Below are 24,729 nucleotides of genomic sequence, written 5' to 3' on the forward strand. Positions count from 1 at the left end.
GCCACAACCGGAAAGTTGTTGTGAAGCAAGCGGAACACCCTGAAAAAGCATTCGGCGATCAAATTGCATTAAATGGAGAACTAATGGCAGTATCCCCCGAACAACTCAGCGCGCTTGTCACCTACTGCACCGACTTCGCAAAAACGATGCTGAAGGACACAGGAGACTTCTACCCATTCGGTGCGACGTTGACGAATGACGGAAAGTTTGGAAGCGTTGGTGGTCACAACGGCCAAGAGCGGCCAAATGCTCAAGAGATTTACAAACTACTTGGCTGCAACTTTGCTGCTGATGCAGCCGCCGGAAAGCTGTCGGCGGTGGCTCTCGCTGCGAACGTGAACATTCCCGATGAATACTCACCAAGCGCCCCCGATGGGGTTCGGGTACACGTTGAAGCAGAAGGGTTCTCACGCTTCATCTACATGCCCTACCGCATCACCAAGCAGGGCCCTTTTAAGAAAAAATTTGTCGCCGAGTTTGATGAATTATTCTCGGTTGCGATCGCTCCGCAGTTTTTCTGGGCAAGTGGCATTTAGCTGCAAACGGCCACAACCGGACGTTCAGCAACAGTAGCTAAACCGATGACCACGACCCTGTCTATAAATTCCGCTATCGATGCTTTGCAAGAGGTGGCTGGCCAGGAGATCACGGTTGAAGGCGTCCTCTGCTTCGAGTTCGAGGACACGTCCATCGATCACTTCCCGAAGGTGGAGCGGCGCGAACCGGGCCGAATAGGGCCGATCCGCCCTTCAAGCATTTGGTTGAGCGTCGGTAACGGAGCGCTTCGGTTCAATGAAGATCAACTCAAGCGATGGCACGGTAAGCGCGTGACAGTGAGCGGAACGTTATCTGCCCCGGTCTCGGGTTTCGATGGATGCGGTCACATGTCCGCCTGCGCAGCCGAAATGCTTGCTCGTTCCATCGAGCGGCTGTAGCCGGCCAGAACCGGTCGTTCGATAGTGGCTCAGAATTTGGGGGGGCGTCTATGCGGAAGCGTGCCGATGTCGCAGAGGGTCGGGACTATCAGTTGGCATTGGTGCAACTGGGTGACGGAAAGCGCACTTTGCCGATCCCCACAGCCCGTGGCAGCGGGGGCGCAACGAGAACATCAATGGACTGATCAGGCAGTACCTGCCTAAAGGCACCGACCTGAGCGTCTACAGCCAGCGCCAGCTCGATGCCATTGCCTGGGAGCTCAACACCCGTCCGCGCAACACGCTCGATTGGAGGACGCCTGCGGAGGCCTTCTTCCAGGACTGCCTCGACCACAATGCGCAGTTTCCAGACGGTGTTGCACTTGGGGTTTGAGACCGCCCTCTCAAAAAAATAGCACGACTACTGATGATGTTTGATCTTGGTCGCCGCAGAATCAAGAACATGGGCCAAGAGAAATTTCTGCGACGCCGTCGAAGATCTGTTTCTGGCGGTGGTGGCAGTTGAAATGTCGACGATGCTTATTTTTCGGGCGTGTGGATCTTTGGAAGTTGCTCGGCCCATTGGATGTACGAACGGAGTTCAGGCTCTGCGGCGGAGGGATAGAAACCTTCCAGCGAGCGGTGAGCGGACGTGGCTGTCATCCCGGCTCGCAGAATCCAACTCGCCCGGAAGCACTCCAGGTCGTTGGTTTTATAGCACTGCTCTTCGGCCTTGATTGACACCGAGTTGACTACGGCGTTGACTGCACGCGCACGACTCGCCCCTGCCAAGAACGAAAAATATGCGGTGACACCGAGTGCAATCACGAACAGAGAAAGAATGGACCAAAGACGTCGGGACATAAATAGCGCGTTGGGTTTTTTGGGGATTCTGCATCGTCCCAGACGATGCGATGTTGACCGGCAGCCATCACGAAGGCGGGAGCCAATCAGGATGCGAGGAACGTATGCTGTGTACTCTTGGCAATCAACTTTCATGAGCGCCTCCTTTTTCACAAGCTGCGGCTCAGTCGTGGTGTCGAACAAGCGATCCGCGGCCCTGGTGGAGTTCGCCCTCGCCTGCGCACGGAGATGTATCGAGGAAAACGAGCACGCCCTGTTCGTGAGCAAGTTCGAGTCGGAGTCCTCATCGTTTTTCCCCGGCCATGACTTCGACCTGGAGGAGCTGTTCAGCACCAGCGAGGAGAGGCAGTTCTGGTCCGATGTCTTCGCAACTTTGGCGTCGGGCCTTGATGCTGGAACGTTGGGCAACCAAGCGGACAGGACATGGGCACCCAGCGCAGCGTCAGACGCCCGAAGAATCAGTGGGTTGTTGGCCGCGGCAGCACTGCGGCCGTGCGGTTGAGTGCGAGGTCGCCCCGCTCAATGCGCCCGTGTCCCCGACATCAAATTCACCAACCGCGCCGTGGAACTCACCCCCAGCTTGCTCCGCGCACTGCGCAACTGGTGATCCACCGTCGAGAACGACCGATTGAGCTTTCGCGCAATCTCCTTGTAGCTCAACCCATCGACCGCCAGCCGAGCCACCGTGCGCTCGGCCGGCGTCAAGCTCTCGAGCAGATCGATCGCATCGCCGTCATGCACCGGCCGGCCAGCAACCCGCTGCGTTCCACCCGCCACGCGCTGCGCCGCGCTCATCACCGGCCCGAGCACCACCGCAGCGATCTCCTCGAAGCGCGCCCAGCGCTCGTCGCGCGCCGGCTCGCAGGCATCCATCCAGTCGACGCACATCAGCCCCAGCGGGCGCGTGCGGTCCATGATCGGCGCGGCCATCTTCACGCGCGTGCCCATGCGCAGCAGTTCGGCGCGCGTGCTCTGGCCGAGCCGGCGCTCCTGCTCGACGTCGCGCAGCACCACGACGCCGTGCGCATGCCAGACGGTCTGCACGCCGCAGTCGGCGGCGTCGATCGCGAGGCCGATCACCGAGGGCACGTCGCGGTCGCGGCGCAGGGCCTCGGCCTGCGGGCGGTAGCACGCTTCGTCGGGGCGGCCGAAGCCGCAGTCGACGCGGTCGGCGTCGAAGGCCTCGCGCAGCCAGCCGGCGGCGAAGCGCCAGCAGTCGTCGGGTTCGTCGAGATGCAGCAGCAGGTGCGCGGCCAGGTCGCGCGCGGGCCGCCAGCGCAGGGCGCCATGGCCATCCAGCAGGCTTCGGCGCAACTGGCGTTGCGCGGCCATCAGCTCTTCGTCGTTCATGCGCCCATCTCCGACTGCACATCCAGGTCGGCCGGATGATAGCCAGTCCGGGCAGGGCGTCGGCATGGGGTTTGCCTACTTGGCGGCCGGCCGGGCGGCCGCGATCTCCGCGCTGAGGTCGTGGGTGCGCTTGATGACGTACTGGTGCAGCAGCTGCATGTCCTCGGGCTTGAGCACGCCCGCGAAACCCGGCATGCCGCGGTTGATGCGCGCGCCGCTGACGGTGGCCGCGAACAGCTCGTGCTGCTCGGGCTTCATGTAGCGCAGGTCGGGGACGACGCCGCCGCTGACGGCATTGAGGCCGTGACAGGAGCCGCACAGGCCGTTGAACATGAGGCGCGCCTGCTTGATCTGCTCGGCCGACGCGGTGAGCGGCGGCACGTCGGCGGCGCGCGGCAGCGCGGGCGCGAGCTTGGCGGGCGGCAGCTTCTGGCTGGCGCCGAGCTTGAAGGTCACGACGCGCGCCTCGGGCCGCACACGGGCACTCAGCGAAATGGGGCCGGTGATGTGCGGGAAGGCGCCGCCCCAGCCGACCATGAAGCTCACGTACTGCTCGCCGTCGACCTCGTAGCTGATCGGGCCGGCCATGGCGCCGCTGTTGACGGGGCTCTGCCAGAGCTGCCTGCCGTTGTCGGCCGCATAGGCCACGGCGCGGCCGTCGGCCGTGCCCTGGAACACGAGGTTGCCCGCGGTGCTCAGGGTGCCGCCGTTCCAGGCGCTGGCGTAGTCGTGCGACCACGCGGCCTTCTGGCGCACCGGGTCCCAGGCCAGCAGGCGGCCCTTCCAGGCGCCGCGGATCTGGGCCTCGATCTTCGGGTCCTCGGGCAGCTCGGGCACCTCCAGCCCGAGGTTGACCACCGACTTGGTCGGCAGGAACAGCGGCTCCTTCTGCGCCTCGAGCTCGGCCATGGTCTCCTGCGCGGGCAGGTAGACGAGGCCGGTCTTCGGGTTGAAGGACATCGGGTGCCAGTTGTGGCCGCCCAGGAAGGCCGGGATCACCAGCTTCTTCTGCTCGCCGGGCCCGTAGTTGCCGGCGCCGGTCTCCACCGGCCGGCCGGTCTTCAGGTCGATGTGCGAGGCCCAGTTGACCGGCACGTAGTTCTTCGCCGAGATCAGCTTGCCGTCGGTGCGGTCGAGCACGTAGAAGAAGCCGTTCTTCGGCGCCTGCATCAGCACCTTGCGCAGCTTGCCGTCGATGCGCAGGTCGGCCAGCACGATGTGCTGCGTTGCGGTGTAGTCCCAGCGGTCGGCGGGCGTGGTCTGGTAGTGCCAGACGTAGTCGCCGGTGTCGGGGTCGAGCGCGACGATCGACGACAGGAACAGGTTGTCGCCCTTGCCCTCGCTGCGGAACTGGTAGTTCCAGGGCGACCCGTTGCCGGTGCCGATGTACAGCAGGTTGAGCTCGGGGTCGTAGGCCATCGAATCCCAGGCCGTGCCGCCGCCGCCCCACTTGACCCAGCCGTTGCCCGACCAGGTCTTCATCGCCATGGCCATGGCCTTGTTCTCGGGCGGCTGGGCCGGGTCGCCGGGCACGGTGAAGAAGCGCCAGGCCTGCTGGCCGGTCTCGGCGTCGTAGGCGGTGACGTAGCCGCGCACGCCGAACTCGGCGCCGCCGTTGCCGATCAGCACCTTGCCCTTCACGATGCGCGGCGCGCCGGTGATGGTGTAGCTCTTGGTCTTGTCGAGCACGGTGTCGACCGACCAGACCTGCTCGCCGGTGCGCGCGTCGAGCGCGATCAGCCGGCCGTCGAAGGCGCCGACGTAGACCCGGCCCTTCCACACGGCCACGCCGCGGTTGACCACGTCGCAGCAGCCCTGGCTCAGCGATTCGGCATTGACCTTCGGGTCGTGGCGCCACAGCAGCTTGCCGGTGCGCGCGTCGAGCGCGTAGACGATGCTCTCGGCGCCGGTGGTGTACATCACGCCGTCGACCACGATCGGCGTGGCCTCCACGCCGCGGTCGACATCGAGCTTGTAGGTCCAGGCCATGCCGAGCTTGCCGACGTTGCGGTCGTTGATCTTCGCGAGCGGGCTGAAGCGCTGCTCGTCGTAGGTGCGGCCGTGGCTCATCCAGTTGCCCGGCTCGCGGTCGGCCGCGGCGATGCGCGCGCCGTCCACGGCCTGGGCCGCGGCCGCGCCGGCGAGGGCACAGCCGACCAGCAGCAGCGCGAGGCGCGCAGGCGGGCGAAGGCCGGTGAGAGCGGGCGGAAGGCGGTGAGGCATCGTGTCTCCTGGTTTCTTGTCGGTTGTTGTGAGGGGGCCGGGGCCGGCGAGGGCAGGGCAGCGGCCCCCGGGATTCTGGAAAGCGCTCGCCCGCCTGGCTATCGCGAGCTTTCGCGATAGGGTTTGCCGCAGGGGGCGGCGCGCCGGGCCCTGGGGAAGACCCCGGGACTACCCCGTCGCGAATGTTCGCGATGCCATGAAGGCGGCGGGCTCGCAGACTGCGCCCCATGAGCCTTCAAACCTACCCCAATACCGTCGACAACCGTCCGGTCACGTCGGAGCGCAGCTTCGAATCGAAGAATCCCGCCACCGGCGAAGCCATCGGCCTCGTGCCGCATTCCACGGCCGAGCAGGTCGAGCAGGCCGTGCGCGCGGCGCGCAAGGCACAGCCGGCCTGGGCCGCGCGGCCCGACGCCGAGCGCCGCGCGCTGCTGATGAAGGTGGCCGAGGTGCTGCACGGCAATGCCGAGTACCTGGCCGGCTGGGTCACGCGCGAGCAGGGCAAGCCGCTGGGCGGCGTCGGCCCCACCGAGGTGCCGGGCGCGCGCTTCGAGCTGTTCGGCTGCGAGGCCTGGACCCAGGTGCCGGCCAGCCTCGAGATGCCGGTGGACGTGGTGTTCGAGGACGCCACGCGCCGCGACGAGATGCACCGCAAGCCCTTCGGCGTGATCGCGGCGATCGCGCCGTGGAACTGGCCGCTCCTGATCGCCATCTGGCAGATCGTGCCCTCGCTGCGCGCGGGCAACACGGTGGTCATCAAGCCCTCGGAATACACCAGCATCGGCACGCTCGAGATGGTGCGGCTGATCGCCGAGGTGCTGCCGCCCGGCGTGCTCAACACCGTGAGCGGCACCGGCGAGGTCGGCGGCTGGCTGGTCGAGAACCCCGACGTCGACAAGATCATGTTCACCGGCTCGAGCGCCACCGGTGCGAAGATCGCGGCCGCCGCGGCGCGCAACCTCACGCCCACCACCATCGAGCTCGGCGGCAACGACGCCGCCATCGTGCTGCCCGACGCCGACCCGAAGGCCATCGCCATGGACCTGTTCTGGGGCGCCTTCCTCAACATGGGCCAGACCTGCGCCTGCGCCAAGCGGCTGTACGTGCCCGATGCGCTGCACGACGCGGTGGTGGCCGAGCTCAAGGCGATCGCCGAGGCGATGCCGATGGGCGACGGCGCGCAGCCCGGCATCGCGATGGGCCCGATCCAGAACCGCATGCAGTTCGACAAGGTGCGCCGGCTGGTCGACGAGGCACGCGCCGGCGGCGCGACCATCGTCTGCGGCGGCGAGCCGAGCGCGGGCGCCGGCAACTTCTATCCGCTCACGCTGGTCACCGACATCGCGGACGGCGCGAGCCTGGTCGACGAGGAGCAGTTCGGCCCGGTGCTGCCGGTGATCCGCTACCGCGACATCGACGACGCGATCGCGCAGGCCAACCGCGTCGACGTGGGCCTGGGCGCCTCGGTCTGGGGCACCGACATCGAGCAGGCGCGCGCGGTCGCGTCGCGCATCGAGGCCGGCACGGTGTGGATCAACCAGCATGGCGCGATCCATCCGATGGTGCCCTTCGGCGGCGTCAAGGGCTCGGGCTGGGGCCTGGAGTTCGGCATCGACGGGCTCAAGGCGGTCACGCAGCCGCAGGTCATCAGCCTGAAGAAGAAGCCGCAGTAGCCAACCCCACCGGATGGCATTTGCCGGCACGGGCCGGGCGTCGCGCACGCCCGGCCCGTGCCGTTTTGGGGTGTCGCGCTCCTACAGGAGGCCGGGCCGCGAACTGACCTGGCGATTTTTCGTGGGCCCTAAGTTGAAACCAGTCGGGCAAACGGTCCGGCGGATCCCCAACCTTCCGGCCTCGCCGGATCCCTCAAGGAGCATCGTCATGAATCGCACGTCCCATCTGATCGCAGCCCTCGCCTTCACCGCCGCCGGCGCCGCCTTCGCGCAGGGCAACCCGCCCACCACCGCACCGCCGAACCCCGCCACCGCCGCCGGCCAGCAGAATCCCGCGGGCGGCCCGATGGGCACGACCGGCACCACGCCCCAGAACAACACCATGGCCGCCACCCCGGCTCCGGCACGCGGCACCGCGATGTCGCAGGATTCGGGCAGCAGCAACATGGCCGCCGCCCAGCCGATGCGTCCGGCGCGCGCCGACCGCAACTGAGGCCGCGGCTTCAGTGATGAAGACAGGCATTTCCTGCTCGCGGGCGGTAGCGGCAGCGCTGCTGCTCGCGAGCGCGGCGGCGCTTGCCGCCCCGCCCGCGATGCCCGCGGCCCCGCTGACGGCCGATGCCCAGCGCATCGCCCAGGCCGCGGTCGCGGCGCGCGACAACGCGGGCGGCGCCTTCGCGGTGGTCGACAAGAAGGCCGCGAGCGTCTTCGTCTTCGACGCGAAGGGCACGCTGCTCGGCGCATCGCCGGTGCTGCTGGGTCTCGCGCGCGGCGACGATTCGGTGTCGGGCATCGGCGAGCGTCCCATGGCCAAGATCCGGCCGCACGAACGCACCACGCCGGCCGGGCGCTTCGCTTCCGAGCCGGGACGCAACACGGGCGGCGAGGACATCGTCTGGGTCGACTACGACGCCGCGATCTCCATGCATCGCGTGCGCACCACCAACAAGGCCGATCGCCGGCTCGAACGGCTCGCCTCGCCCACCATCGCCGACAACCGCATCTCCTACGGCTGCATCAACGTGCCCGCGGCCTTCTACGACGCCTACGTGAAGCCCGCGCTGGGGCAGCGCCGGGGCGTGGTCTACGTGGTGCCCGAGTCCTCCCCGATCGCCGCGCATTTCGACTTCATGAATCCGGCACGCGATGCGCGCGCGCCGTCGGCCGCGCGGCCGGCGCTGTAGCTCCGCGCGACGAGCTTCGCCGGTCTCCTGCGACACAATGCCGGCGTGCCCGGCATGGCGGCACGCCCATCGAAGGAGACGACCCATGGCGAGTGCGGGAACCGTGTTGATCACGGGTGGCGGCCGAGGCATTGGCGCCGAGGCGGCGAAGCTGCTGGCCGCGGCCGGCCACGACGTGTGCTTCACTTACGAGCGCCGGCACGACGCGGCGGCCGCGCTGGTGCGCGAGATCGAGCAGGCCGGCCACCGCGCCTTCGCGATCCAGGCCGACGCGGCCGATCCCGCCAGCGCGGCGCGCGTGCTGCAGGCCCTGCCGCCCGCGTTCGCGCCGCTGGCCGCGCTGGTCAACAACGCCGGCATCACCGGGCCGCTCGGCAGCTTCGCCGACGTCTCGCACGCCACCCTGCGCCAGGTGATGGACGTCAACGTGCTTGGGCCCATGTATCTCACGCAGGCCGTCGTCGCGCAATGGCGTGCCGAGGGACGCACCGGCGCGGTGGTCAACGTCTCGTCGATCGCGGCCACGCTGGGCGCGCCCGGCGAGTACGTGCACTACGCGGCTTCCAAGGCGGCGCTCGAGGCCTTCACGGTCGGCCTCGCGAAGGAACTGGCCGAACAGGGCATCCGCGTCAACGCGGTCTCGCCCGGCACCGCGCTCACCGAGATCCATGCCGCGGCCGGCGAACCCGGGCGGCCGCAGCGCGTGGCGGCGCGCATTCCGATGCGTCGCGCGGCCGAGGCGCGCGAGATCGCCGAGGCGATCGTCTGGCTGCTGTCGGACAAGTCGTCCTATGTCACCGGCAGCGTGCTGAAGGTGGCGGGCGGCCTGTGACGAGGCGCCGGGAGCCGGTCGACGCGGCCTCGCTCGCGCAGGACCCCGCGCTGCTGCGGCGCCTGCTGCGCGCCAAGGACCGCATGGACGCCGCCTCGCACGAGGAATGGCCGGTCGAGCGACTGGCGCAGGTCAGCGGCGTTTCCGAGGCCCACTTCGCGCGCTCGTTCAAGCAGGCCTTCGGCACACCGCCGCACCGCTACCTGCTCACGCGCCGCATCGAACGCGCGAGCGCGCTGCTGCGCGAGACCGAACTCTCCATCACCGACATCGCCTTCGCCACCGGCTGGTCCAGCCTCGGCACCTTCGGGCGCACCTTCCGCGACATCACGGGCGGCAGCCCGGGCGAGGTGCGTGCGCGCGGCAAGGGCGGGGCGCGGGCCTTCGGGCCGGTGCCGGCCTGCATCGTCAGTGCCTCGCAGCGGCCCCATCTCCAAACAGCAGTTTCGGAGAAGCGCCGCCAGGCCGCGGCCGGTACAAACGAGGCCGAACCACAGGAGATTCCATGAGCCAAGGTATTGAAACGGTCGGTCTGTATGTGCGCGATCAGGAGGAGGCCCTCGCCTTCTATGCGGGCAAGCTCGGCTTTCGCGTCCACACCGATGTCGGCAACGGCGACTACCGCTGGTTGACCGTGCAGCATCCCGAGCAGCCGGCGTTCCAGCTCGGCCTGTTCAAGCCCGGCCCGCCGGTGCACGATGCGGCCACGGCGCAGGCGCTGCAGGCGATCGTGGCCAAGGGCGCGATGCCGCCGCTGGTGCTGAGCGTCGACGACTGCCGCGCGAGCTACGAACGGCTGCGCGCCCAGGGCGTGGAGTTCACGCAGGAGCCGGTCGAGCGCTACGGCACCGTGGATGCCGGCTTCAGGGACCCGTCGGGCAACGGGTGGAAGATGATTCAGCGCGCCGGGTAGGCGCGGCCCCTCAGCCCACGAAGTTGCCGCTGCTGTTCAGCAGGATCTGGCTGACCTGATTGCTGGCGCGCGAACCGCCGGCGTAGTCGAAGCGCCAGCCGTCGAGCTCCACCGCGGCGCGGCGCTTGAACTGGGCCAGCAGCTTCGCGCGCCCCGGCTCGGCGCCCGCGCCCGCGATGACGGCGCCGGCATGGCGCCCGCCGAGGTAGCCGGCGAAGCTGGTCGGCGAGGGCTCCTCGTCGAAGTAGTGCTGCAGCGCGTTGCGGTAGCTGCGCACGATCGCGATCTTGCTGGTGCGCGGGTCGGGCACCACGCGCGTGAAGATGATGGGTACGCCCTTGCCGGGGCTCAGCTGCAGGAAGGTGTTGGTGTCGACATCGGACAGGCACACCACGGTGCGCTGCACGCCCCGTCGGGCGAGGCCGCGCGTGAACAGTGCCAGCTCGATGGCATCGCCCGTGAACAGCAGGAAGTACGGCGTGCTGGCGGGCAACTGGCCGCCGAAGAATTCGAGGTCGCGCCCCTGGGGCGCCGTCAGCACCTGTGCCTCGAGCTTGAGGCGTTCGGCGATCTGCGCCATGCCCGGCTGCAGCGCCCTGGCGTGCCCGGCGCTCGGGTACACGATGCCGATCTTCGCCACGCCCATGGTCGCGAGGTTCTTGAGCACGTGGCGGATCTGGTCTTCCCGCGACGCGAACAGCGCGAACAGGTTGGGGTTCGCATCGAAGCGCGAGTCGGCGAGCCAGGGCGCGACATGCGCGATCTCGAGGCGGCTGCTCTCGGCATGCGCCAGGCTCGCGAGCGCAAGGCGTTCGCCGACGCTGCCCACCAGGGCCGCCTGCGCGCTGTCCTCGCCGACGGCCTTCAGCGCGGCCTGCACTTCGGCATCCGATTCGCCCACCTCCAACGCCTTGAGCTGCACGTTGAGCCCCGTCGAGGCCTTGAGCTCCGCGAAGGCGAGGCGAAAGCCCGTCGCATAGTCGCGCGACAGCGCCTGCTGGCTCGGCGAGACGTCCATGAGCTGCGTGACCTTGACCGCCGGCTGTTCGGCGGGACGCGCGCCCTGGGCGAAGCTGGATCCGAGGGACGAAGCGAAGGCCATGGCCGTCGCACCACGAAGGACTTGGCGGCGGCTGGGGCGATGCAGGCTCATGCGGCCATGCTAGGGAGGATTTATGACATTGGTACTCGTCGCCGTGAGTCAGAGCTGGTCGATGCCGTTGCCCGCCGACGCCGCCGCGCCGAGCGCGAAGCGCTGCTGCGTGCCCACGTAGAAGCTCGCGCCGAAGCGTCCCACGGGCCGGTAGTCCTGCAACTGCACGCGCCAGCGTTCGGCGTCCACGAGCCCGTCGCGCACCGCGAGCCACTGCACGCGGCCGAAGAACACGTAGCGGCTCTCGGTTTCCATCTTCTCGTGCAGCACGCATTCGAAGGCCACGGGCGCCTCGGCGATGCGCGGCGGCGCCACCGTGTTCGACGGGACCGCATGCAATCCGGCGTGCGCGAGCTCGCTGCTGCCGCGCGGCAGCGCATCGCCGCAGGCATGCATCTGCTCGGCCATCGCCTCGTCGGTCAGGTGCACGACGAACTCGCCGGTGCGCAGGATGTTGGCGGCGGTGTCCTTGACGCGCCCGTCATGCATGCGGTTGATGCTCACGAAGACCAGCGGCGGGTCTTCGCCCACCATGTTGAACATGCTGAAGGGCGCGGCATTGACCGTGCCCTCGGGCTCGAGGGTCGTGACCAGCGCGATCGGCCGCGGCACGATCAGGCTCGCCATCAGCTTGTAGCGCGCGTAGGGGTCGAGGGTCTGGAAGTCGATTTCCATGGATGGGTGGGAAGAGATTCAAGGGATTGCATGCACTGTATGCAAAAAACCTGCCGCTTCCGCGGCTGGCTGGCCTCGAGCGGGCGGTGCCCAGGTCGATTCCACGGGCCACCTGCTTAACATCCGCCCATGTCGAAGCTCCAGCTACGAATCGACCGCGCGGCACGCGAGCCGGTCAGCGAACAGATCGCCGCGGGCCTGCGCGCGGCCATCCGCGAGGGCCGGCTCGCGCCGAGGGCGCGCCTGCCGTCGTGGCGCGACCTGGCCTCGCAGCTCGGCGTGGCGCGCGGCACGGTGAGCGCGGCCTACGAGCGGTTGCTCGATGCGCAGCTGATCGTCTCGCTGGGCGCGGCCGGCACCTTCGTCGCCGAGCATCTGCCGTCGTCGTCGCGCCCGCGCGAGGCAGTGGCGGTTCCATCCGCGCCCGTCGGCACCATCCCGAGCTTCCCCGGCCGCTCGGGCATCTTCCAGATGGCGAACCCGGCGCAGGACCTGTTCCCCGCCAAGGTCTGGGCGCGCATCATGACCGGTGCCGTGCGCGCCACCTCGCATGCGCGGCAGATCAATCCCGACCCGCGCGGCGAACTCGCGCTGCGCGGCGAGATCGCGGCCTACCTCTCGCTCGCGCGCGGGCTGCCGTGCACGGCAGCACAGGTCTTCGTCACCACCGGCTACGCCGGCTCACTCTCGCTCGCGGTGCAGGCGCTGGGGCTGCGCGGCACCGCGGCCTGGACCGAGGACCCCGGCTATCCCACCACGCGCCGCTGCCTGCATGCGCTCGGCGTGGAACCGGTGCCGGTGCCGGTCGATGCCGAAGGCCTGGTGGTCGACGAGGGCATGGCACGCGCGCCCGATGCGGCGCTGGCCGTCGTCACCGCGGGGCAGCAGGCACCGCTCGGTGTCGCGCTGTCGGCGCGGCGGCGGCAGGCGATCCTCGCGTGGGCCGAGCGCGCGCGGGCCTGGGTGGTCGAGGACGACTACCTCGGTGAGCTGCAGCTCGGCGCCCGCGCCGCGCCCTCGCTCGTGGCCGCCGGCGAGGGCGCGCGCGTGCTGCACGTGGGCACCTTCAGCAAGACCATCAGCCCGATGCTGCGGCTCGGTTTCCTGGTCGTGCCGGCGGACCAGGTCGAGCGCTTCGCGCGCCATGCGGCGGTGCTGCCGCCGGCGCCCGCGCCGCTGGTGCAACTGGCGGTGGCGGCCTTCCTGCGCGACGGCCATTTCCTGCGCCACCTGCGCCGCACCCGGCAGGTCTATGCGCAGCGGCGCGCGGCACTGGTCGCCTGCCTCGATGTCGCATCGGCGACGTACATCGCCGCGGGCCTGACCGTGCTGCTGCGCCTCGCGCCGGGCGTGTCGGACCTGGCGCTGGCGCAATCGCTCGCGGCGCACGGCCTCACGCCGGTGCCGCTGTCGCCGTGGTACGCGCAGCCCGGGCCCGAGAACACCGGGCTGCTGCTCGGCGTGGCGGATCTGCGCGTGGAGATCGCGGCGGAAACCTGCGCGCGGTTGCTGGCGCTGGTGCGGCAGGGCTGAGCGCGCCATCGCGATGGGCCGCGATGGTCCATCCGATCCACCGATTCTTGGCACTGTGCGCCGGGCCATCGGCTGCCTAAGCTGGAGGCTCCAAAGCATCCGTCTCCGAGAAAGAACGCCATGAGCGAAAGAATTTTCCTGGCCGGCGCCACCGGTGCCATCGGCTCGGCCCTGATCCCGCTGCTGCGCGAGGCCGGCTACGAAGTGCACGGCAGCACCCGCCAGCCCGAGCGCGCCGCGGCGCTCGAGGCCCGGGGCGTGAAGCCGGTGCTGGTCGACGTGTTCGATGCGCAAGCGCTGAAGGCCGCGCTGGTGCGCATCGCGCCGCACGGCGTGATCCACCAGCTCACCGACTTGCCGCGCGGCCTCGATCCCGCGCGCATGGCCGAGGCCACCGCGCGCAACGCCCGCGTGCGCACCGAGGGCACGCGCAACCTGGTCGAGGCCGCGCGCGCCGCGGGAGCGGTGCGCATGGTGGCCCAGAGCATCGCCTGGGCCTATGCGCCGGGCCCCAAGCCTTACGCGGAAGCGCAGCCGCTCGATACCGGGGCCGAAGGCGCGCGCCGCATCAGCGTGGGCGGCGTGGTGGCGCTCGAGCAGGCCGTGCTCCAGGCGCCGGGCATCGCCGGCACGGTGCTGCGCTATGGCCAGTTGTACGGCCCGGGCACCGGCGCCGACGAGCCCAAGGGCGCGAGCCCCGTGCACGTCGAAGCGGCCGCCTGGGCCGCGCTGCTGGCCTGGCGCCATTCGGCTGGCGGTGTCTTCAACATCGCCGAGGACAACCCCGAGGTCGACAGCGGCAAGGCGCGACGCCTGCTCGGCTGGACCCCGTCGATGCGCCTGGGCGCGGAGGCACGATCGTGAGCATCGCAGCCCGCCTATCGTCGCGCGCGTCGCGGCATGCGGTCGCGCTGGCCCTCGCGGGGCTCGCCCTCGGCGCGGCCGCATGGGCGCTGGTGCCGCATGCGGGCAGGCAGGCCACCGTCGCATGGCTCGACGACCTCTGCAGCAGCGTGACGCGCCCGATGTTCGCCTCGGCGCCCGCACCCGAAGGCAGCGCCGCGCGCCCGCAGACGACCGTGCGGCCGCTGTCGTGCGAGCCGCTGCCGAACGTGCCGGGCAAGTCCATCACCACCGCCCTGGTCGAGTTCCCGCCGCTGGCCTACACGCCCGCGCACCGGCACCCGGGCTCGGTGCAGGCCGTGGTGGTCAGCGGCACGGTGCGCTCGCAGATGGCGGGCGGCCCCGCAGTCGACTACCAGGCCGGCCAGGCCTGGTTCGAGCCGCCGCGCGCGCTGCACCTGTTCGCGGAGAACCCCGATCCGGTGAAGCCGGCGTCGCTGATCGCGACCTTCATTGCGGATTCGGATTGCGGGCCGTTGGTGTTGCCGCCTTGAGCGAACACCCGTTCGAGAAAAGTAATCGTCGTCAGCGCGTGCGAGACTTCAAGGGTCAATACAAAGACTTGTATAAAGTGCCTTGAAGGACCTCGCATCATGACCGGAGCCCGCCGCTTCGACAGCGTCTTCGACGCCATTGCAGGCACGCCCCAGGAGGCGGCCAGCATGCGCGCGCGTGCCGACCTGATGATGAGCCTGGCCGAAGTCATTCGGCAACAGGGCATGACGCAAACCGAGGCGGCGCAGTTGTTCGGCGTGACGCAGCCGCGCATCTCCGACCTGGTTCGGGGAAGGATCAACCTGTTCTCCCTGGACACCCTGATGGACATGGCCGCCACCGCCGGCATGGCGCCGGTGGTGAAGCTGTCCAGACCGAAGGGCCTGGCGCAAGCTCGCCGTCGCAAGGCGGCCGAGGCTGCATAGCGTGGGGAGTCGTCGGACCCGTTGCCGGGTGCGCAAAGTGGCGGCGCACCGACGTTTCAGCGCTTGCGCTCCCGCACCAGAATCACCACCCCCGAGATCAGGAAATACACCGCCCCCACCGCCGCATACCCCGCCAGCGTCTGCGGAATCGGCGCATCGGTGCCCTGCCGCGAGATGAAGAGTCCGCCGGCCAGCGCTGACTGCGCGCCGCTGAGCATCATCACCCACTGGCCGCGTTCGGCCTTGCGGCGGCGGATGGCCGTGGCCAGTTGCAGCAGGCCCGAGACGATGGCCCAGATGCCGAAGATCAGCAGCACGACCTGCCAGCCGGCCACTAGCGAGGCCGCGACCGCGAGCGCGACCAGGGTGCTCATCCAGAGGTTGAGCATCTGCGTGGGATTGGCCTGCGCGCCGCCGCTCATGCGGGCGTCCCACAGGTTGGCGAAGGCGTCCCAGGCGGGGTAGACGATCAGCAGCACCGTGGCCAGCGCGGGCGACTGCTTCGCGGCGGTGAAGGCCAGCGCGACCCAGGCGAAGGAAAAGGCGGCGCGGGTGAAATAGAGCTTGCGCAGCCAGGCGGCGCGCGGGGATGGGTTTTGCAGGATGTCGGTCATGAGAAAGAGGCGGTGGAAGCCGCGAGTGAAAGGGGGCCGCCCGTCGAGCGGTGGATGCCACGATTCTTCCGAGCCACCCCGGCGGCCGGTATCGGTCGAATGACCGACACGCGCAAAATGGGCCATGTCCCACGACACGACCATTCCCGTTTTCGACGCCGTCCGCGCGCTGGCCTTCATCGGCGACCTGAGCATGGGCCAGCCGATCGACCATTCGCTGCGCACGGCCTGGCTCGCGGGCAAGATCGCGGCGCGGGCCGGCTGTTCCGCGGCGCAGATCGAGGCGGCGCGCCATGCCGCGCTGTTGCGCTGGTCGGGCTGCACGGCCAATGCGCAGGAGTTCGCCGACTTCCTCGACGACGACGTCGAGGGCCGCCGGGCGCTGCTCGCCTCCTCGGCACCGCGCATGCGCCAGCCCCACGACAGCGCGCCGGTGCCCGGCGCCGTGCTCGCCATGGCCGAGATCCACTGCGAAATCGCGGGCGACATCGCTCACACGCTGGGGCTGAGCCACGACACCGAAGCCACGCTGCGCGCCGTGTTCGAGGCCTACGACGGCAGCGGGGTGCCGGGCCTGCTGCGCGGCGAGGCGGTGCCGTTCTCGACCTACGTGGTGGCGCTGGCCAGCGACCTCGAGATCTTCGGCCGCCTGTACGGCGTCGAGCAGGCGCTCGCGCTGGTGCGCGGCCGCGCGGACAGTCTCTACCCGGCCGCGCTGCTCGACGCCAGCGCGGCCGATCTCGCGGCCTGGATGCAGGCGCTCGATGCACCCGCCGCGCCATGGGCAGAGGCAGCGGAACAGCCGGACTCGATGCGCCGGCCCATGGGGCTGGAACTGGTCGGCGACGTGATCGACCTCAAGCTGCCGTGGATGACCGGCTACTCGCGCCGCGTGGCCAGCCTGGCGCGCGACTGCGGCGCGCGCATGGGGCTGGACGAAGCCGGCTGTGGCCGTGCCTACAAGGCGGGGCTGATCCATGGCATCGGACGCGCCTCGGTGCCCAATGCGATCTGGAACGCGCCCGGGCCGCTGCAGGCCTCGGCGCTGGAGCGCGTGCGGCTCGTGCCCTACTGGACCTCGCGCGCAGCCGGGCAGATCGACGGCCTCGCGGCCGAAGCGGAGATCGCCTCCTTCGCCTTCGAGCGGCGCGATGGCTCGGGCTATTTCCGTGGCCGCTCGGGTGCGGCCATGCCGCTGGAAGGACAGGTCGTCGCAGCGGCCGAACAGTGGTGGTCGCACTGCACGCGCCGTCCGTGGCGCGAAGCGCTGACGCGGGAACAGGCGGCCGAGCGCATGCAGGAGGACGCCGCGGCCGGCCGCTTCGACGCGGCCGTGGTCGAGGCGCTGTGCGCCAGCACGCTGCCGGGCGCGGTGCCGCCGAAGCCCGCGGCGCCGGCGCAGGACGATGCATCGCTGTCCCAGCGCGAGCTCGAGGTGCTGCGCTGCATCAGCCAGGGCGACAACACCAAGGAGGTGGCGCGCGCGCTGGGCATCAGTCCCAGCACGGTGCGCACGCACGTGGAGCGCGTGTTCCAGAAGCTCGGGTGCACGACGCGCGCGGCGGCGACCTTGAAGGCGGCGACGCGGGGGCTGATCTAGCGTCGGTCGCGATCATCGGAAATTCCGGGCCAGCCTTACTCAGAGTTGGTGATGCCGTCGCGCATGGTCTGCGCAACACTGCCTTCGCGGGTGCCAGGGTCATCCTGGGCCGAGCCAACCTTGCGGAGGAAACGTACATGAAAAGATCGATGAGGAATGCAGGTCCGCGGTCGTCTCTCGCGATGGCCGCGTTGCTGGCCATTGCCGGTTGCGGCGGCGGAGGAGGAGGGAGCGGAGGCTTCTTCTGGCCCGTGGGCGGATCGACGGTGGCGCCTCCGGCGCCAGCGCCGAACCCTTCCACCGGAACGACGCTGAGCGGCGTGGCGGCAACAGGCGCCCCTTTCGCGGGCGCGGAGATCACGGTCACCGATGCCGGGGGAACCACGGTCTGCACCACGCAGACCGACACCGGCGGCGCCTACACCTGCCCGCTGCCGGCGGCGACCCAGGCACCGCTGGTGATTCGCGCACTGCGCGACGACCAGGTGCTCTACGGCGCGGCGGTCCGGAGTTCGGGCATCGCGAATGTCACGCCACTCACGAACATCGTGGTCGCCCGCCTGTCTCCCGCGGGCAACCCGGCCCAACTCGCGGGCGTGCTGTCGAGCCGTCCCGAGATCCTCACGGCCGACAGCATCTCGCAGCAGGTGGCGGCACTGAAGACGGCCTTGCAGCCGGTGCTGGACAGCCTGGGCTTGGCACTCGGCCACCCGTTGCTCGACGCGCTGGTGGCCGACGGCACCGGACAGGACAGGCTGCTCGATGTTCTGAGCGTGAGTGTCCGGCCCGACGGCGAGGTGGCCAACATCGAGATCACGGTGAAGACGGCCGATGGGACGCCTGTCTCTGTCCGGTTCCGTAGCGGCGACAGCAGCATCCCGCCGATCGGCGCAGGCGTGGAGGTCGCGGATGCGCCGCCGCCCGCGCTCGTGGCGGAGCTGCTGCGGCGATTCACCGATTGCTACGCTTTGCCGCTGACGCAGCGCGTCAGCACCGCAACCGATGACGACACGGACGCCGTCGGCGGGCCGTCGGCGGTCGCGGCGCCCGCATGCCGGCAACTCTTTCTCGACGACGATCCCTCCACCTTCTACAGCAATGGCGCGAACGTGGGTCGTTCGTCCGCGAACGCCGGGGCCTATGCCAGCCTGTTTCGCGCGAGCGCGAGGGGACTTCGCTGGGAACGGGGCAGCGTGGAATTCTTTCGCCCCAACGGAGACATGGTGCTCAGCTATCGCACGACGGACCCTCAAGGCAACACCGCCTTCGACCTGCTCGGTGCGCGCCGGGTCGGCAACACGCTCAAGCTGGTCGGCAACGGCAATGCGTACCGGGCCACGGTACAGCCCTACGCCCAGCTTCGCGAGTTCCTGAACACCCCGGCGTTCAGCAACTACGGCACCGGGTACGACGTCACGATCCCGAACCTGACCGACGGCGCCGGCAACCCCGTCTTCGCCAAGGCCGTGGTCACGACGCCGTGGGGCACGCCGCTGACCTTCCTGCCGGGCGCGGGCTATTCGACGCTGCGGTTCGCGCGGGCGAACGGCGCCATCACCGGAAGTTCCGTCTACAGGCTGCGCGGCGAGTATCGGAGCACGGAGACGCCCGGCAATCCCTCGACCAAGGAGACATCGCTCACCTATGCGCAGCCGCAGCTCGATGACGCACAAATCCGCGCGATCGCCGACCAGGGCATCTGGACCGTGGAGTTCCATCATGCCGACACGACGAAGCCGAACGTCGTGCAGACCGCGCGAACGCTTTCGCGCGCACTCACGATGGCCGAGTTGCGGCAACAGCCGCTGGCGCAGCTGTCGGGCGGACTGCGGGACTTCCTGGCAACGGGGTCGGCGGCCAGCGGCTACCTGCTCGTCGCCAACCCGATCTGGGTCAATTTCAGTTCGCCGCCCGGGGACAAGGACGGCTGGTCGGTACCCGCCGGCGCGCCCGCGCCGACCCAGCTGAGCGTTTTCGGCAATGCGCCTTTCGGCAGCACCACCCCGGGTGCGAACGGCGCGGGTTTCAACGACTCCGCCACGTTTCCGAGCAGCGCCCGCAGGGCCGTCGTGTACTGCTCGCGGCAGACCTCCGCCGACAGGCACTGCGACACCACCGACCCCACGATGTACGCGAAGAACTCGACCATCAACTCCTTCCTGCTGCAGGCGACGAACCAGAAGCAGGTGGCGTTCAGTTCGGCGATCGCGCTGTACAAGCTCCAGTAGCCGCGTGGCGGCAGGGCATTGCCGGGCGGAGCGCACGCATACTCAATTCGAGTGATGCGGCTGCCCGGGGAATGCCCAACACTTCGCGCAAGAAAGAGTCCCTCCCGCCTCGCGGTCCAGGCCATGAGACTCGGCAGTTTCCGGCGCACGGATGGACGAGCCGCTCTCCCGGGCGCATCATCACCCGGCGGAGGAGAAGTCTGATGCGACAAGATGTCGACCTGATGCGCGCACTGGAGGCCGTTCGATCCATCCCCGATGCCAGGGCATCCTGGCGCGACGTCCTGGCGACCGCGAACACGCTGGTGGAGAGCGATGCGGCGGTGATGATCGTCTTCGAGGGAGACCGCGTCGTCGACATGCAGAACTTCGGCGCGGACCTCGGCGCGATGCGCGACTATGCGGAGCACTTTCACACCGAAGACGTCATGACCAAGCCCGGCGTCGTTCGTGACCCCGGGACCTGGCTCGACACGCAGCAACTGATTCCCGAGCCGCTCCGGCAGCGCAACGCCTACTACGTCGACTTCATGTCGAGGCACCGGATGCGGCAGCTGTATTCCTACATGGTCGAGAACGGACCGGGACGGCGCGTGAGCCTGGGTTTCCAGCGGGCGGTCGCATCCGACGCGCTGGGCGAAAGACTTCGAGGAGCGAGGATATGCGGATATTCCAGGGCCTTGCAGGACGCGATGGCGTTGCGCAGGGCGCGCGCCTCCTCCTGGCTGAGCGTCAGCGACGTGGCCTTCGACGCGCTGGACGAGGCCAGCTGCCTCGTGCACCGCAATGGCCTGCTGGTGCATGCGTCGCCCAGGGCACGAGCGTTGCTCGACGAGCGCAGGGGCCTGCTGCAGCGCAAAGGGCATCTTGCCGCCGCGGATGCGCGCCTGCAGGCACGGTTGGAGGGTGGCCTGGCCGCGGCATGCGCCGACGGTGTCGTCCGCACCATGGCTTTTCCCATCGCGCCGGGCGCGGGGCTGCTCTGCATCGATGTGACGAAGGCCAATCCGATCCTGCGCCTGGCCGCCGAGCCGCTGCTTTTCGTCCGGATGCGCCAAGAAGGGGTGCCGATGCTCGCGAGCCCCGAGGCGCTCGCCGGTGCGCTGGGAGTGACCGGTGCCGAGGCCGCCGTGCTTCACGCACTGGCCAGCGGCATGAAGGCTGCCGACTATGCGACGCACCGGGGTCTGTCGATCCATACGGTGCGCAAACAGATCGCCATGATAATGGGAAAGCTCGACTGCAAGCGGCAGGTGGAGCTCGTCCGCATCGCGATGAACGTCCGTGACGGCTGCTAGCGGGGTTCACGCGATGGGTGGCAACCCATGCTGTTCTCGCGGCGCAATTGAACCTGCGATCGAGGGCATGTCCTTCTCCCCGGCGCAGGCGATCACGGCGATTCCTAGGCGACCGCCGCAACCCCCGGCCGCACCGGAATGCGCGCCACGAAGCTCGTGCCGTGCTCCGCCGTCGAGGTCACCTGCAGCGTGCCGCCGTGCGATTTCACGATCAGCGAGCAAATATGCAGCCCGAGACCCAGTCCGCCATGGCCGCGACTCTCGGCGGGCCGCCAGTACGGCTGGAAAATCTTCAGGAGGTTGTCGGGCGGGATCGGGTCGCCCTGGTTCTTCACGCTCAGCACGAACCAGTCGTCGCGGGTCCAGGCCGCCACGTCGATGGGCGCATCGGGCGCGCCGTGCGAGACGGCGTTGCCGAGCAGGTTCGACAGCACCTGCTGCAGGCGGCCGCGGCTGCCGTGCACGGTGTCCGTCACGCGGATGTCGGCGGCGATGGCGCGCGCCGCATGCGCCGTGCGCATCTCGGCCACCACGTCCTCGAGCGCGAGGCCCAGGTCGGGAATTGGCTCGCGCGCGACATCCAGGCCGTTGCCCATGCGGCCGCGGGCGAAGTCCATCACGTCCTCGATCAGCGAGGCCATGCGCTTCGTGGTGGCGCGGATGCGCAGCCCCGCGCGCGCGCTGTCGGGGTCGGCCGCGCGCCGGGCCAGCAGCTCGCCGATGGCGCTGAGCGAGGCCAGCGGATTGCGCAGGTCGTGGCCGAGCACGGCGATGAACTGGTCGCGCAGCTCGGCGGTGGCCTCTGCGTCGAGCAGCGCGACCTCGGTCGCGCTCTGCCGGTCCTCGAGTTCCAGCGTGTGGCCGATCAGGTCCGCGAAGCCCTGGAACATCGCGATGGTGCGGTCGTTGTCGACGCCGTGCGGCGTCGGATCGATCGCGCAGAGGTTGCCGAAGTAGCTGCCGTCGACCTTGACGATCGGCACCGAGATGTAGCTCTCGATGCCGTAGAGACGCGGCGTGTGGTGGGTACGAAAGACCGGGTGCGTGCTCGCATGGTCGAAGGCGATGGGCTGGCGCGCCGCGCGCGATTCGACGCACAGCGTGGTGTGCAGCTCGAGCTGGCTGCCGGGCCTGAGGCCGAAGTTGATGCGGTCGAGCACGGCGCAGGCGGTCCAGCTCTCGCCGTCGACGCGCGCGACGGCGGCGAAGCCCATGCCCGTCTGTTCGCAGATCAGCCGCAACATGGACGGCACGGCGCCGATCCGGCCGATGGCTTCGACGTCGCGCCGGATGTGGTCGGGCAGTTCCAGAGATGCCATTCGCGAGGGTGTCCTGACGCAGGCGATCGGAACGGCCCGATCTGTCGCTTGGCGAACGGCGCTGCCGCTGCTTCAGGACGAAAACCCAGTCGGCGGCGATTGTCGAGCAGAAAGCCGACCCGCTCCTATGGCAAAAGACATGACGCGGCGGCAGCGAGAACACGTTCATGATGTCGGCGGCGCTGAAGTCCTGGCCCGCGAGCCAGGGCGCCCTGCTGGGGCGGACCGTGCAAGAGGCGCTTGCGCGGGTGCGGCGCGGGCGCGCCGGCTGATCCCGGGCCTGCCCGACGATCGCTCAGGCCTGGACCGCCGCGCCGAGGCCGATCAGCCGCTCCACCGCCGGCGCGTCGAGTCCGGCCTCGCGCAGCACCTGCCGCGTGTGCTGCCCGAGCCTGGGCGGCACGCGCACGGCGGGCGAAGGCGCATCGGCGAAGCGCAGCGGCGGCGCCGTCATCACCAGGTCTCCCATCCGCGCGTCCTCCACCGTGCGAAAGAATCCGGTGGCGACCAGATGCGGGTCGGACTGGAGGTCGGCGAGGCCGCGCAGGGGCGCGGCCGGTATGTCCAGGCGCTCGCAGACCTCGAGCCACGCGCCGGTGGTGCGCAGCGCGATGCAGGCCGCTAGCTCCGCGTACAGCGCATCGATGTTGCGCGTGCGCGCGGCCATGTCGGCGAAGCGCGGGTCCCGCAGCAGGTCGTGGCGGCCGGTCTCCTCGAAGAAGCGCCGCCAGTGCAGGTCGTTGTACGGCACCACGCAGACATGGCCGTCCAGCGTGGCGTAGGGCCTGCGCCACTTCGTGAGCAGGCGGCTGTAGCCGGGCTCGCCCAGCGGCGGGCTGAACTGCGCGCCGTACAGGTGTTCCACGAGCGTGAAGCTGACCATGCACTCGAGCATCGGCACGTCGACGTGCGAGCCGGCACCGGTGGTGGCGCGCGCGACGAGCGCGGCCAGCACCGCCTGCGTCGCGAACAGCGCGCAGGTCTTGTCGGCGATCACCGTCGGCAGATAGCGCGGCTCCCCGTCCGCGCCGCCGCCGAGGGCGGCCAGTCCGCACAGGCCCTGGACGATGTCGTCGTACGCGGGTCGTCCCGCATACGGACCGTCCGTGCCGAACCCCTGGATCGTCACGACGACCAGCCTCGGGTTTCGCTCCCGCAGCAGCGCCGGATCCAGTCCGAGGGCGGCGAGCTTGGCGGTCCGGATGCTGCAGATCAGCACGTCGGCGCGATCGACCAGGTGCAGGAAGGCCTCGCGCGCCGCGGGCTGCTTCAGGTCGAGCACGAGGCTGCGCTTGTTGCGGTTGGCGCCGATGAAGGCGGACGCCATGCCGGGTTCGCGCGCCGGCCCCGTGGTGCGCGTGCCGTCGCCTTCGGGTGCCTCGATCTTGATGACGTCCGCGCCTTGGTCGCCCAGCATCTGGGCCGCATAGGGGCCGAGCAGCACCGTCGTCATGTCGAGGACGCGGATGCCGGCGAGCGGTGGGGCGGTATGGTTCATTCCTGCACCAGGTTCACGAGCCTGGCGGTGTCGGTCCAGCGCTGGATCTCGGCGAGCTGGAAGCGGCGCAGCTCGGCTCCCGTGGTCTGCACGGCCTCGTTGCCGGTGGCCGCGAAGAAGGATCGCGTGGCGTCGGCCCTGGCGATCGCGGAGAACCAGCCTTCGAGGCGGGCCACCACGGATGCGGGCGTCTTCGCGCTGACGGCGGCGGCGGCCCAGTTGTAGGCGGTGAACTCGGGGTAGCCCGCCTCCTGGAAGGTGGGCACGCCGGGCAACTGGGGCAGGCGCTTCTCGCCCGCCACGGCCAGCACATGGATGCGGCCAGCCTGCGCGAGCGCCAGGCCCGAGCCGGGATCGATGAAGCCGGCGTCGACCACGTTCGAGGCCAGGGCCGCCGCCAGGTCGCTCGCGCCCTTGTACGGCACGTGGTTCACCTTGATGCCGGCCAGGTTGTAGAACTGGGCCCCGAACATCAGGTACGAGGTGGCGCCGTGGCCCGAATTCACTTCGCCGGGCGCGAGGCGCGCGCGTTCGACGAAGGACTTCAGGTCCCTGGCCGGCGAATCGCCGCGCACCGCGAGCAGCGCGGGCGCGCGGTTGAGCATGCCGAGCATCGCGAAATCGCTGATCGGGTCATAGGGCAGTTTCCTGAACTGCACGGCATTCACCACGAAGGCCGAATTGGCGCCGATGAAGATGGTGTGCCCGCCAGGATCGGCGCGCAGCACGTTCGAGATCGCGATGAAGCCGTTGCCGCCCGCGATGTTGCGCACCGTGGCCGGCTGGCCGCTGAGCCGGCCCAGCTGCTCCGCGAAATAGCGGGCACCGATGTCGGAGCCGCTGCCCGGCGGGAACGGCACCACCAGCTCGATGGGCTTGGAGGGAAAGGGCGCCTGCGCCAGGGCGCGGCCGGCGAATGGAAAAGAGGCAAGCGTGGCCAGCGCCGCGCCCCTCGCGGCGAAGGTGCGGCGCGTCGTGCCCGCGGTCGATCGAATCGTCATGCGTGTCTCCGTTGTCATCGTGTTTTTCGGTCCA

Annotated in this window: 25 protein-coding genes and 1 pseudogene; 17 read left to right on the plus strand and 9 right to left on the minus strand. The window is 69.4% G+C overall.

All coding sequences use genetic code 11. The features are described 5' to 3' along the window. Positions 1–20: 20 nt before the first annotated feature. From ACODT0_RS01045 to ACODT0_RS01055, 3 genes and pseudogenes are all read left to right on the plus strand, one after another. On the plus strand, positions 21–536 hold the full coding sequence (locus tag ACODT0_RS01045) for a hypothetical protein (RefSeq protein WP_489040292.1): 516 nt from the start codon (positions 21–23) through the stop codon (positions 534–536). A 45-nt stretch (positions 537–581) separates the two neighbouring features. Further along, positions 582–935 carry a hypothetical protein gene (locus tag ACODT0_RS01050; protein ID WP_479669553.1) on the plus strand — a complete coding sequence of 118 codons (354 nt, stop codon included), beginning with the start codon at positions 582–584 and terminating at the stop codon, positions 933–935. A gap of 124 nt (positions 936–1,059) precedes the next feature. Further along, positions 1,060–1,308, plus strand: a pseudogene (locus tag ACODT0_RS01055) (IS30 family transposase); the annotation flags it as partial. Positions 1,309–1,454: 146 nt separating this feature from the next. On the opposite strand, the gene ACODT0_RS01060 reads toward ACODT0_RS01055, so the two are convergent. Continuing rightward, positions 1,455–1,913, minus strand: coding sequence for a hypothetical protein (locus tag ACODT0_RS01060; protein ID WP_479669552.1), 459 nt, complete (start codon positions 1,911–1,913; stop codon positions 1,455–1,457). Between ACODT0_RS01060 and ACODT0_RS01065 the strand changes: the two genes are divergently transcribed. Further along, entirely contained in the window at positions 1,912–2,280 is a 369-nt protein-coding gene (locus tag ACODT0_RS01065; RefSeq protein WP_489040293.1) for a hypothetical protein, read from the plus strand. The two genes, ACODT0_RS01060 and ACODT0_RS01065, sit on opposite strands and share 2 nt — an antisense overlap. Before the next feature lie 17 nt (positions 2,281–2,297). Here the strand turns inward: ACODT0_RS01065 and ACODT0_RS01070 are convergent, their stop codons facing one another. Beyond that, a complete protein-coding gene (locus ACODT0_RS01070; protein ID WP_489040294.1) occupies positions 2,298–3,128 on the minus strand; it encodes a helix-turn-helix transcriptional regulator in 831 nt (276 codons plus the stop codon). 75 nt (positions 3,129–3,203) lie between these two features. Beyond that, entirely contained in the window at positions 3,204–5,351 is a 2,148-nt protein-coding gene (locus ACODT0_RS01075) for a PQQ-dependent dehydrogenase, methanol/ethanol family (RefSeq protein ID WP_489040295.1), read from the minus strand. A 227-nt stretch (positions 5,352–5,578) separates the two neighbouring features. On the opposite strand from ACODT0_RS01075, the gene ACODT0_RS01080 reads away from it, so the two are divergent. From ACODT0_RS01080 to ACODT0_RS01105, 6 genes are all read left to right on the plus strand, one after another. After that, the gene (locus tag ACODT0_RS01080; protein ID WP_479669548.1) at positions 5,579–7,024 is read left to right on the plus strand and encodes an aldehyde dehydrogenase family protein; all 1,446 of its coding nucleotides are present in this window, start codon (positions 5,579–5,581) and stop codon (positions 7,022–7,024) included. A 208-nt stretch (positions 7,025–7,232) separates the two neighbouring features. Beyond that, a complete protein-coding gene (locus ACODT0_RS01085) occupies positions 7,233–7,517 on the plus strand; it encodes a proteophosphoglycan ppg4 (RefSeq protein WP_422098740.1) in 285 nt (94 codons plus the stop codon). A 16-nt stretch (positions 7,518–7,533) separates the two neighbouring features. Continuing rightward, positions 7,534–8,208, plus strand: a complete 675-nt coding sequence (locus ACODT0_RS01090) for a L,D-transpeptidase (protein WP_489040296.1) — start codon at positions 7,534–7,536, stop codon at positions 8,206–8,208. An 85-nt stretch (positions 8,209–8,293) separates the two neighbouring features. Continuing rightward, positions 8,294–9,040, plus strand: coding sequence for an SDR family oxidoreductase (locus ACODT0_RS01095; RefSeq protein ID WP_489040297.1), 747 nt, complete (start codon positions 8,294–8,296; stop codon positions 9,038–9,040). After that, positions 9,037–9,549, plus strand: coding sequence for a helix-turn-helix transcriptional regulator (locus tag ACODT0_RS01100; RefSeq protein ID WP_489040298.1), 513 nt, complete (start codon positions 9,037–9,039; stop codon positions 9,547–9,549). Before ACODT0_RS01095 ends, ACODT0_RS01100 begins: the two co-directional genes overlap by 4 nt. Further along, positions 9,546–9,953 (plus strand): VOC family protein, encoded by a 408-nt coding sequence (locus ACODT0_RS01105; protein ID WP_057589938.1) that lies wholly within the window; start codon positions 9,546–9,548, stop codon positions 9,951–9,953. The genes ACODT0_RS01100 and ACODT0_RS01105 overlap by 4 nt, the downstream gene beginning before the upstream one ends. 10 nt (positions 9,954–9,963) lie before the next feature. Here the strand turns inward: ACODT0_RS01105 and ACODT0_RS01110 are convergent, their stop codons facing one another. After that, a complete protein-coding gene (locus ACODT0_RS01110; protein ID WP_489040299.1) occupies positions 9,964–11,055 on the minus strand; it encodes an ABC transporter substrate-binding protein in 1,092 nt (363 codons plus the stop codon). A gap of 99 nt (positions 11,056–11,154) precedes the next feature. Then, positions 11,155–11,781, minus strand: a complete 627-nt coding sequence (locus ACODT0_RS01115) for a flavin reductase family protein (protein ID WP_261206111.1) — start codon at positions 11,779–11,781, stop codon at positions 11,155–11,157. A gap of 129 nt (positions 11,782–11,910) precedes the next feature. Between ACODT0_RS01115 and pdxR the strand changes: the two genes are divergently transcribed. The 4 genes from pdxR to ACODT0_RS01135 all read left to right on the plus strand — a co-directional run bounded on the left by pdxR (position 11,911) and on the right by ACODT0_RS01135 (position 15,137). Next, on the plus strand, positions 11,911–13,314 hold the full coding sequence (gene pdxR, locus ACODT0_RS01120; RefSeq protein WP_489040300.1) for a MocR-like pyridoxine biosynthesis transcription factor PdxR: 1,404 nt from the start codon (positions 11,911–11,913) through the stop codon (positions 13,312–13,314). A gap of 120 nt (positions 13,315–13,434) precedes the next feature. Further along, positions 13,435–14,178, plus strand: a complete 744-nt coding sequence (locus tag ACODT0_RS01125; protein ID WP_489040301.1) for an NAD-dependent epimerase/dehydratase family protein — start codon at positions 13,435–13,437, stop codon at positions 14,176–14,178. Beyond that, entirely contained in the window at positions 14,175–14,711 is a 537-nt protein-coding gene (locus ACODT0_RS01130; protein WP_489040302.1) for a cupin domain-containing protein, read from the plus strand. The genes ACODT0_RS01125 and ACODT0_RS01130 overlap by 4 nt, the downstream gene beginning before the upstream one ends. Before the next feature lie 99 nt (positions 14,712–14,810). Next, a complete protein-coding gene (locus ACODT0_RS01135; protein WP_057589932.1) occupies positions 14,811–15,137 on the plus strand; it encodes a helix-turn-helix domain-containing protein in 327 nt (108 codons plus the stop codon). Positions 15,138–15,193: 56 nt separating this feature from the next. Here the strand turns inward: ACODT0_RS01135 and ACODT0_RS01140 are convergent, their stop codons facing one another. After that, positions 15,194–15,751, minus strand: coding sequence for a DUF308 domain-containing protein (locus tag ACODT0_RS01140; RefSeq protein ID WP_082321485.1), 558 nt, complete (start codon positions 15,749–15,751; stop codon positions 15,194–15,196). Positions 15,752–15,875: 124 nt separating this feature from the next. Here ACODT0_RS01140 and ACODT0_RS01145 point away from each other — a divergent pair, with 124 nt between their 5' ends. From ACODT0_RS01145 to ACODT0_RS01155, 3 genes are all read left to right on the plus strand, one after another. Further along, a complete protein-coding gene (locus ACODT0_RS01145) occupies positions 15,876–17,351 on the plus strand; it encodes an HD domain-containing phosphohydrolase (RefSeq protein ID WP_489040303.1) in 1,476 nt (491 codons plus the stop codon). A gap of 182 nt (positions 17,352–17,533) precedes the next feature. After that, the gene (locus tag ACODT0_RS01150) at positions 17,534–19,579 is read left to right on the plus strand and encodes a carboxypeptidase regulatory-like domain-containing protein (protein WP_489040304.1); all 2,046 of its coding nucleotides are present in this window, start codon (positions 17,534–17,536) and stop codon (positions 19,577–19,579) included. A 203-nt stretch (positions 19,580–19,782) separates the two neighbouring features. Then, the gene (locus tag ACODT0_RS01155; protein ID WP_489040305.1) at positions 19,783–20,877 is read left to right on the plus strand and encodes a helix-turn-helix transcriptional regulator; all 1,095 of its coding nucleotides are present in this window, start codon (positions 19,783–19,785) and stop codon (positions 20,875–20,877) included. A 104-nt stretch (positions 20,878–20,981) separates the two neighbouring features. On the opposite strand, the gene ACODT0_RS01160 is transcribed toward ACODT0_RS01155, so the two are convergent. The 3 genes from ACODT0_RS01160 to ACODT0_RS01170 form a co-directional block, all read right to left on the minus strand. Beyond that, a complete protein-coding gene (locus tag ACODT0_RS01160) occupies positions 20,982–22,196 on the minus strand; it encodes a GAF domain-containing sensor histidine kinase (RefSeq protein ID WP_489040306.1) in 1,215 nt (404 codons plus the stop codon). 295 nt (positions 22,197–22,491) lie between these two features. After that, complete coding sequence (locus ACODT0_RS01165) at positions 22,492–23,694, minus strand: CaiB/BaiF CoA transferase family protein (RefSeq protein ID WP_057589927.1); 1,203 nt, start codon at positions 23,692–23,694, stop codon at positions 22,492–22,494. Beyond that, complete coding sequence (locus ACODT0_RS01170) at positions 23,691–24,695, minus strand: Bug family tripartite tricarboxylate transporter substrate binding protein (RefSeq protein WP_057589926.1); 1,005 nt, start codon at positions 24,693–24,695, stop codon at positions 23,691–23,693. Before ACODT0_RS01170 ends, ACODT0_RS01165 begins: the two co-directional genes overlap by 4 nt. Between the last annotated feature and the right edge of the window lie 34 nt (positions 24,696–24,729).

It is taken from the genome of Variovorax sp. FG153 (genome assembly GCF_057809595.1).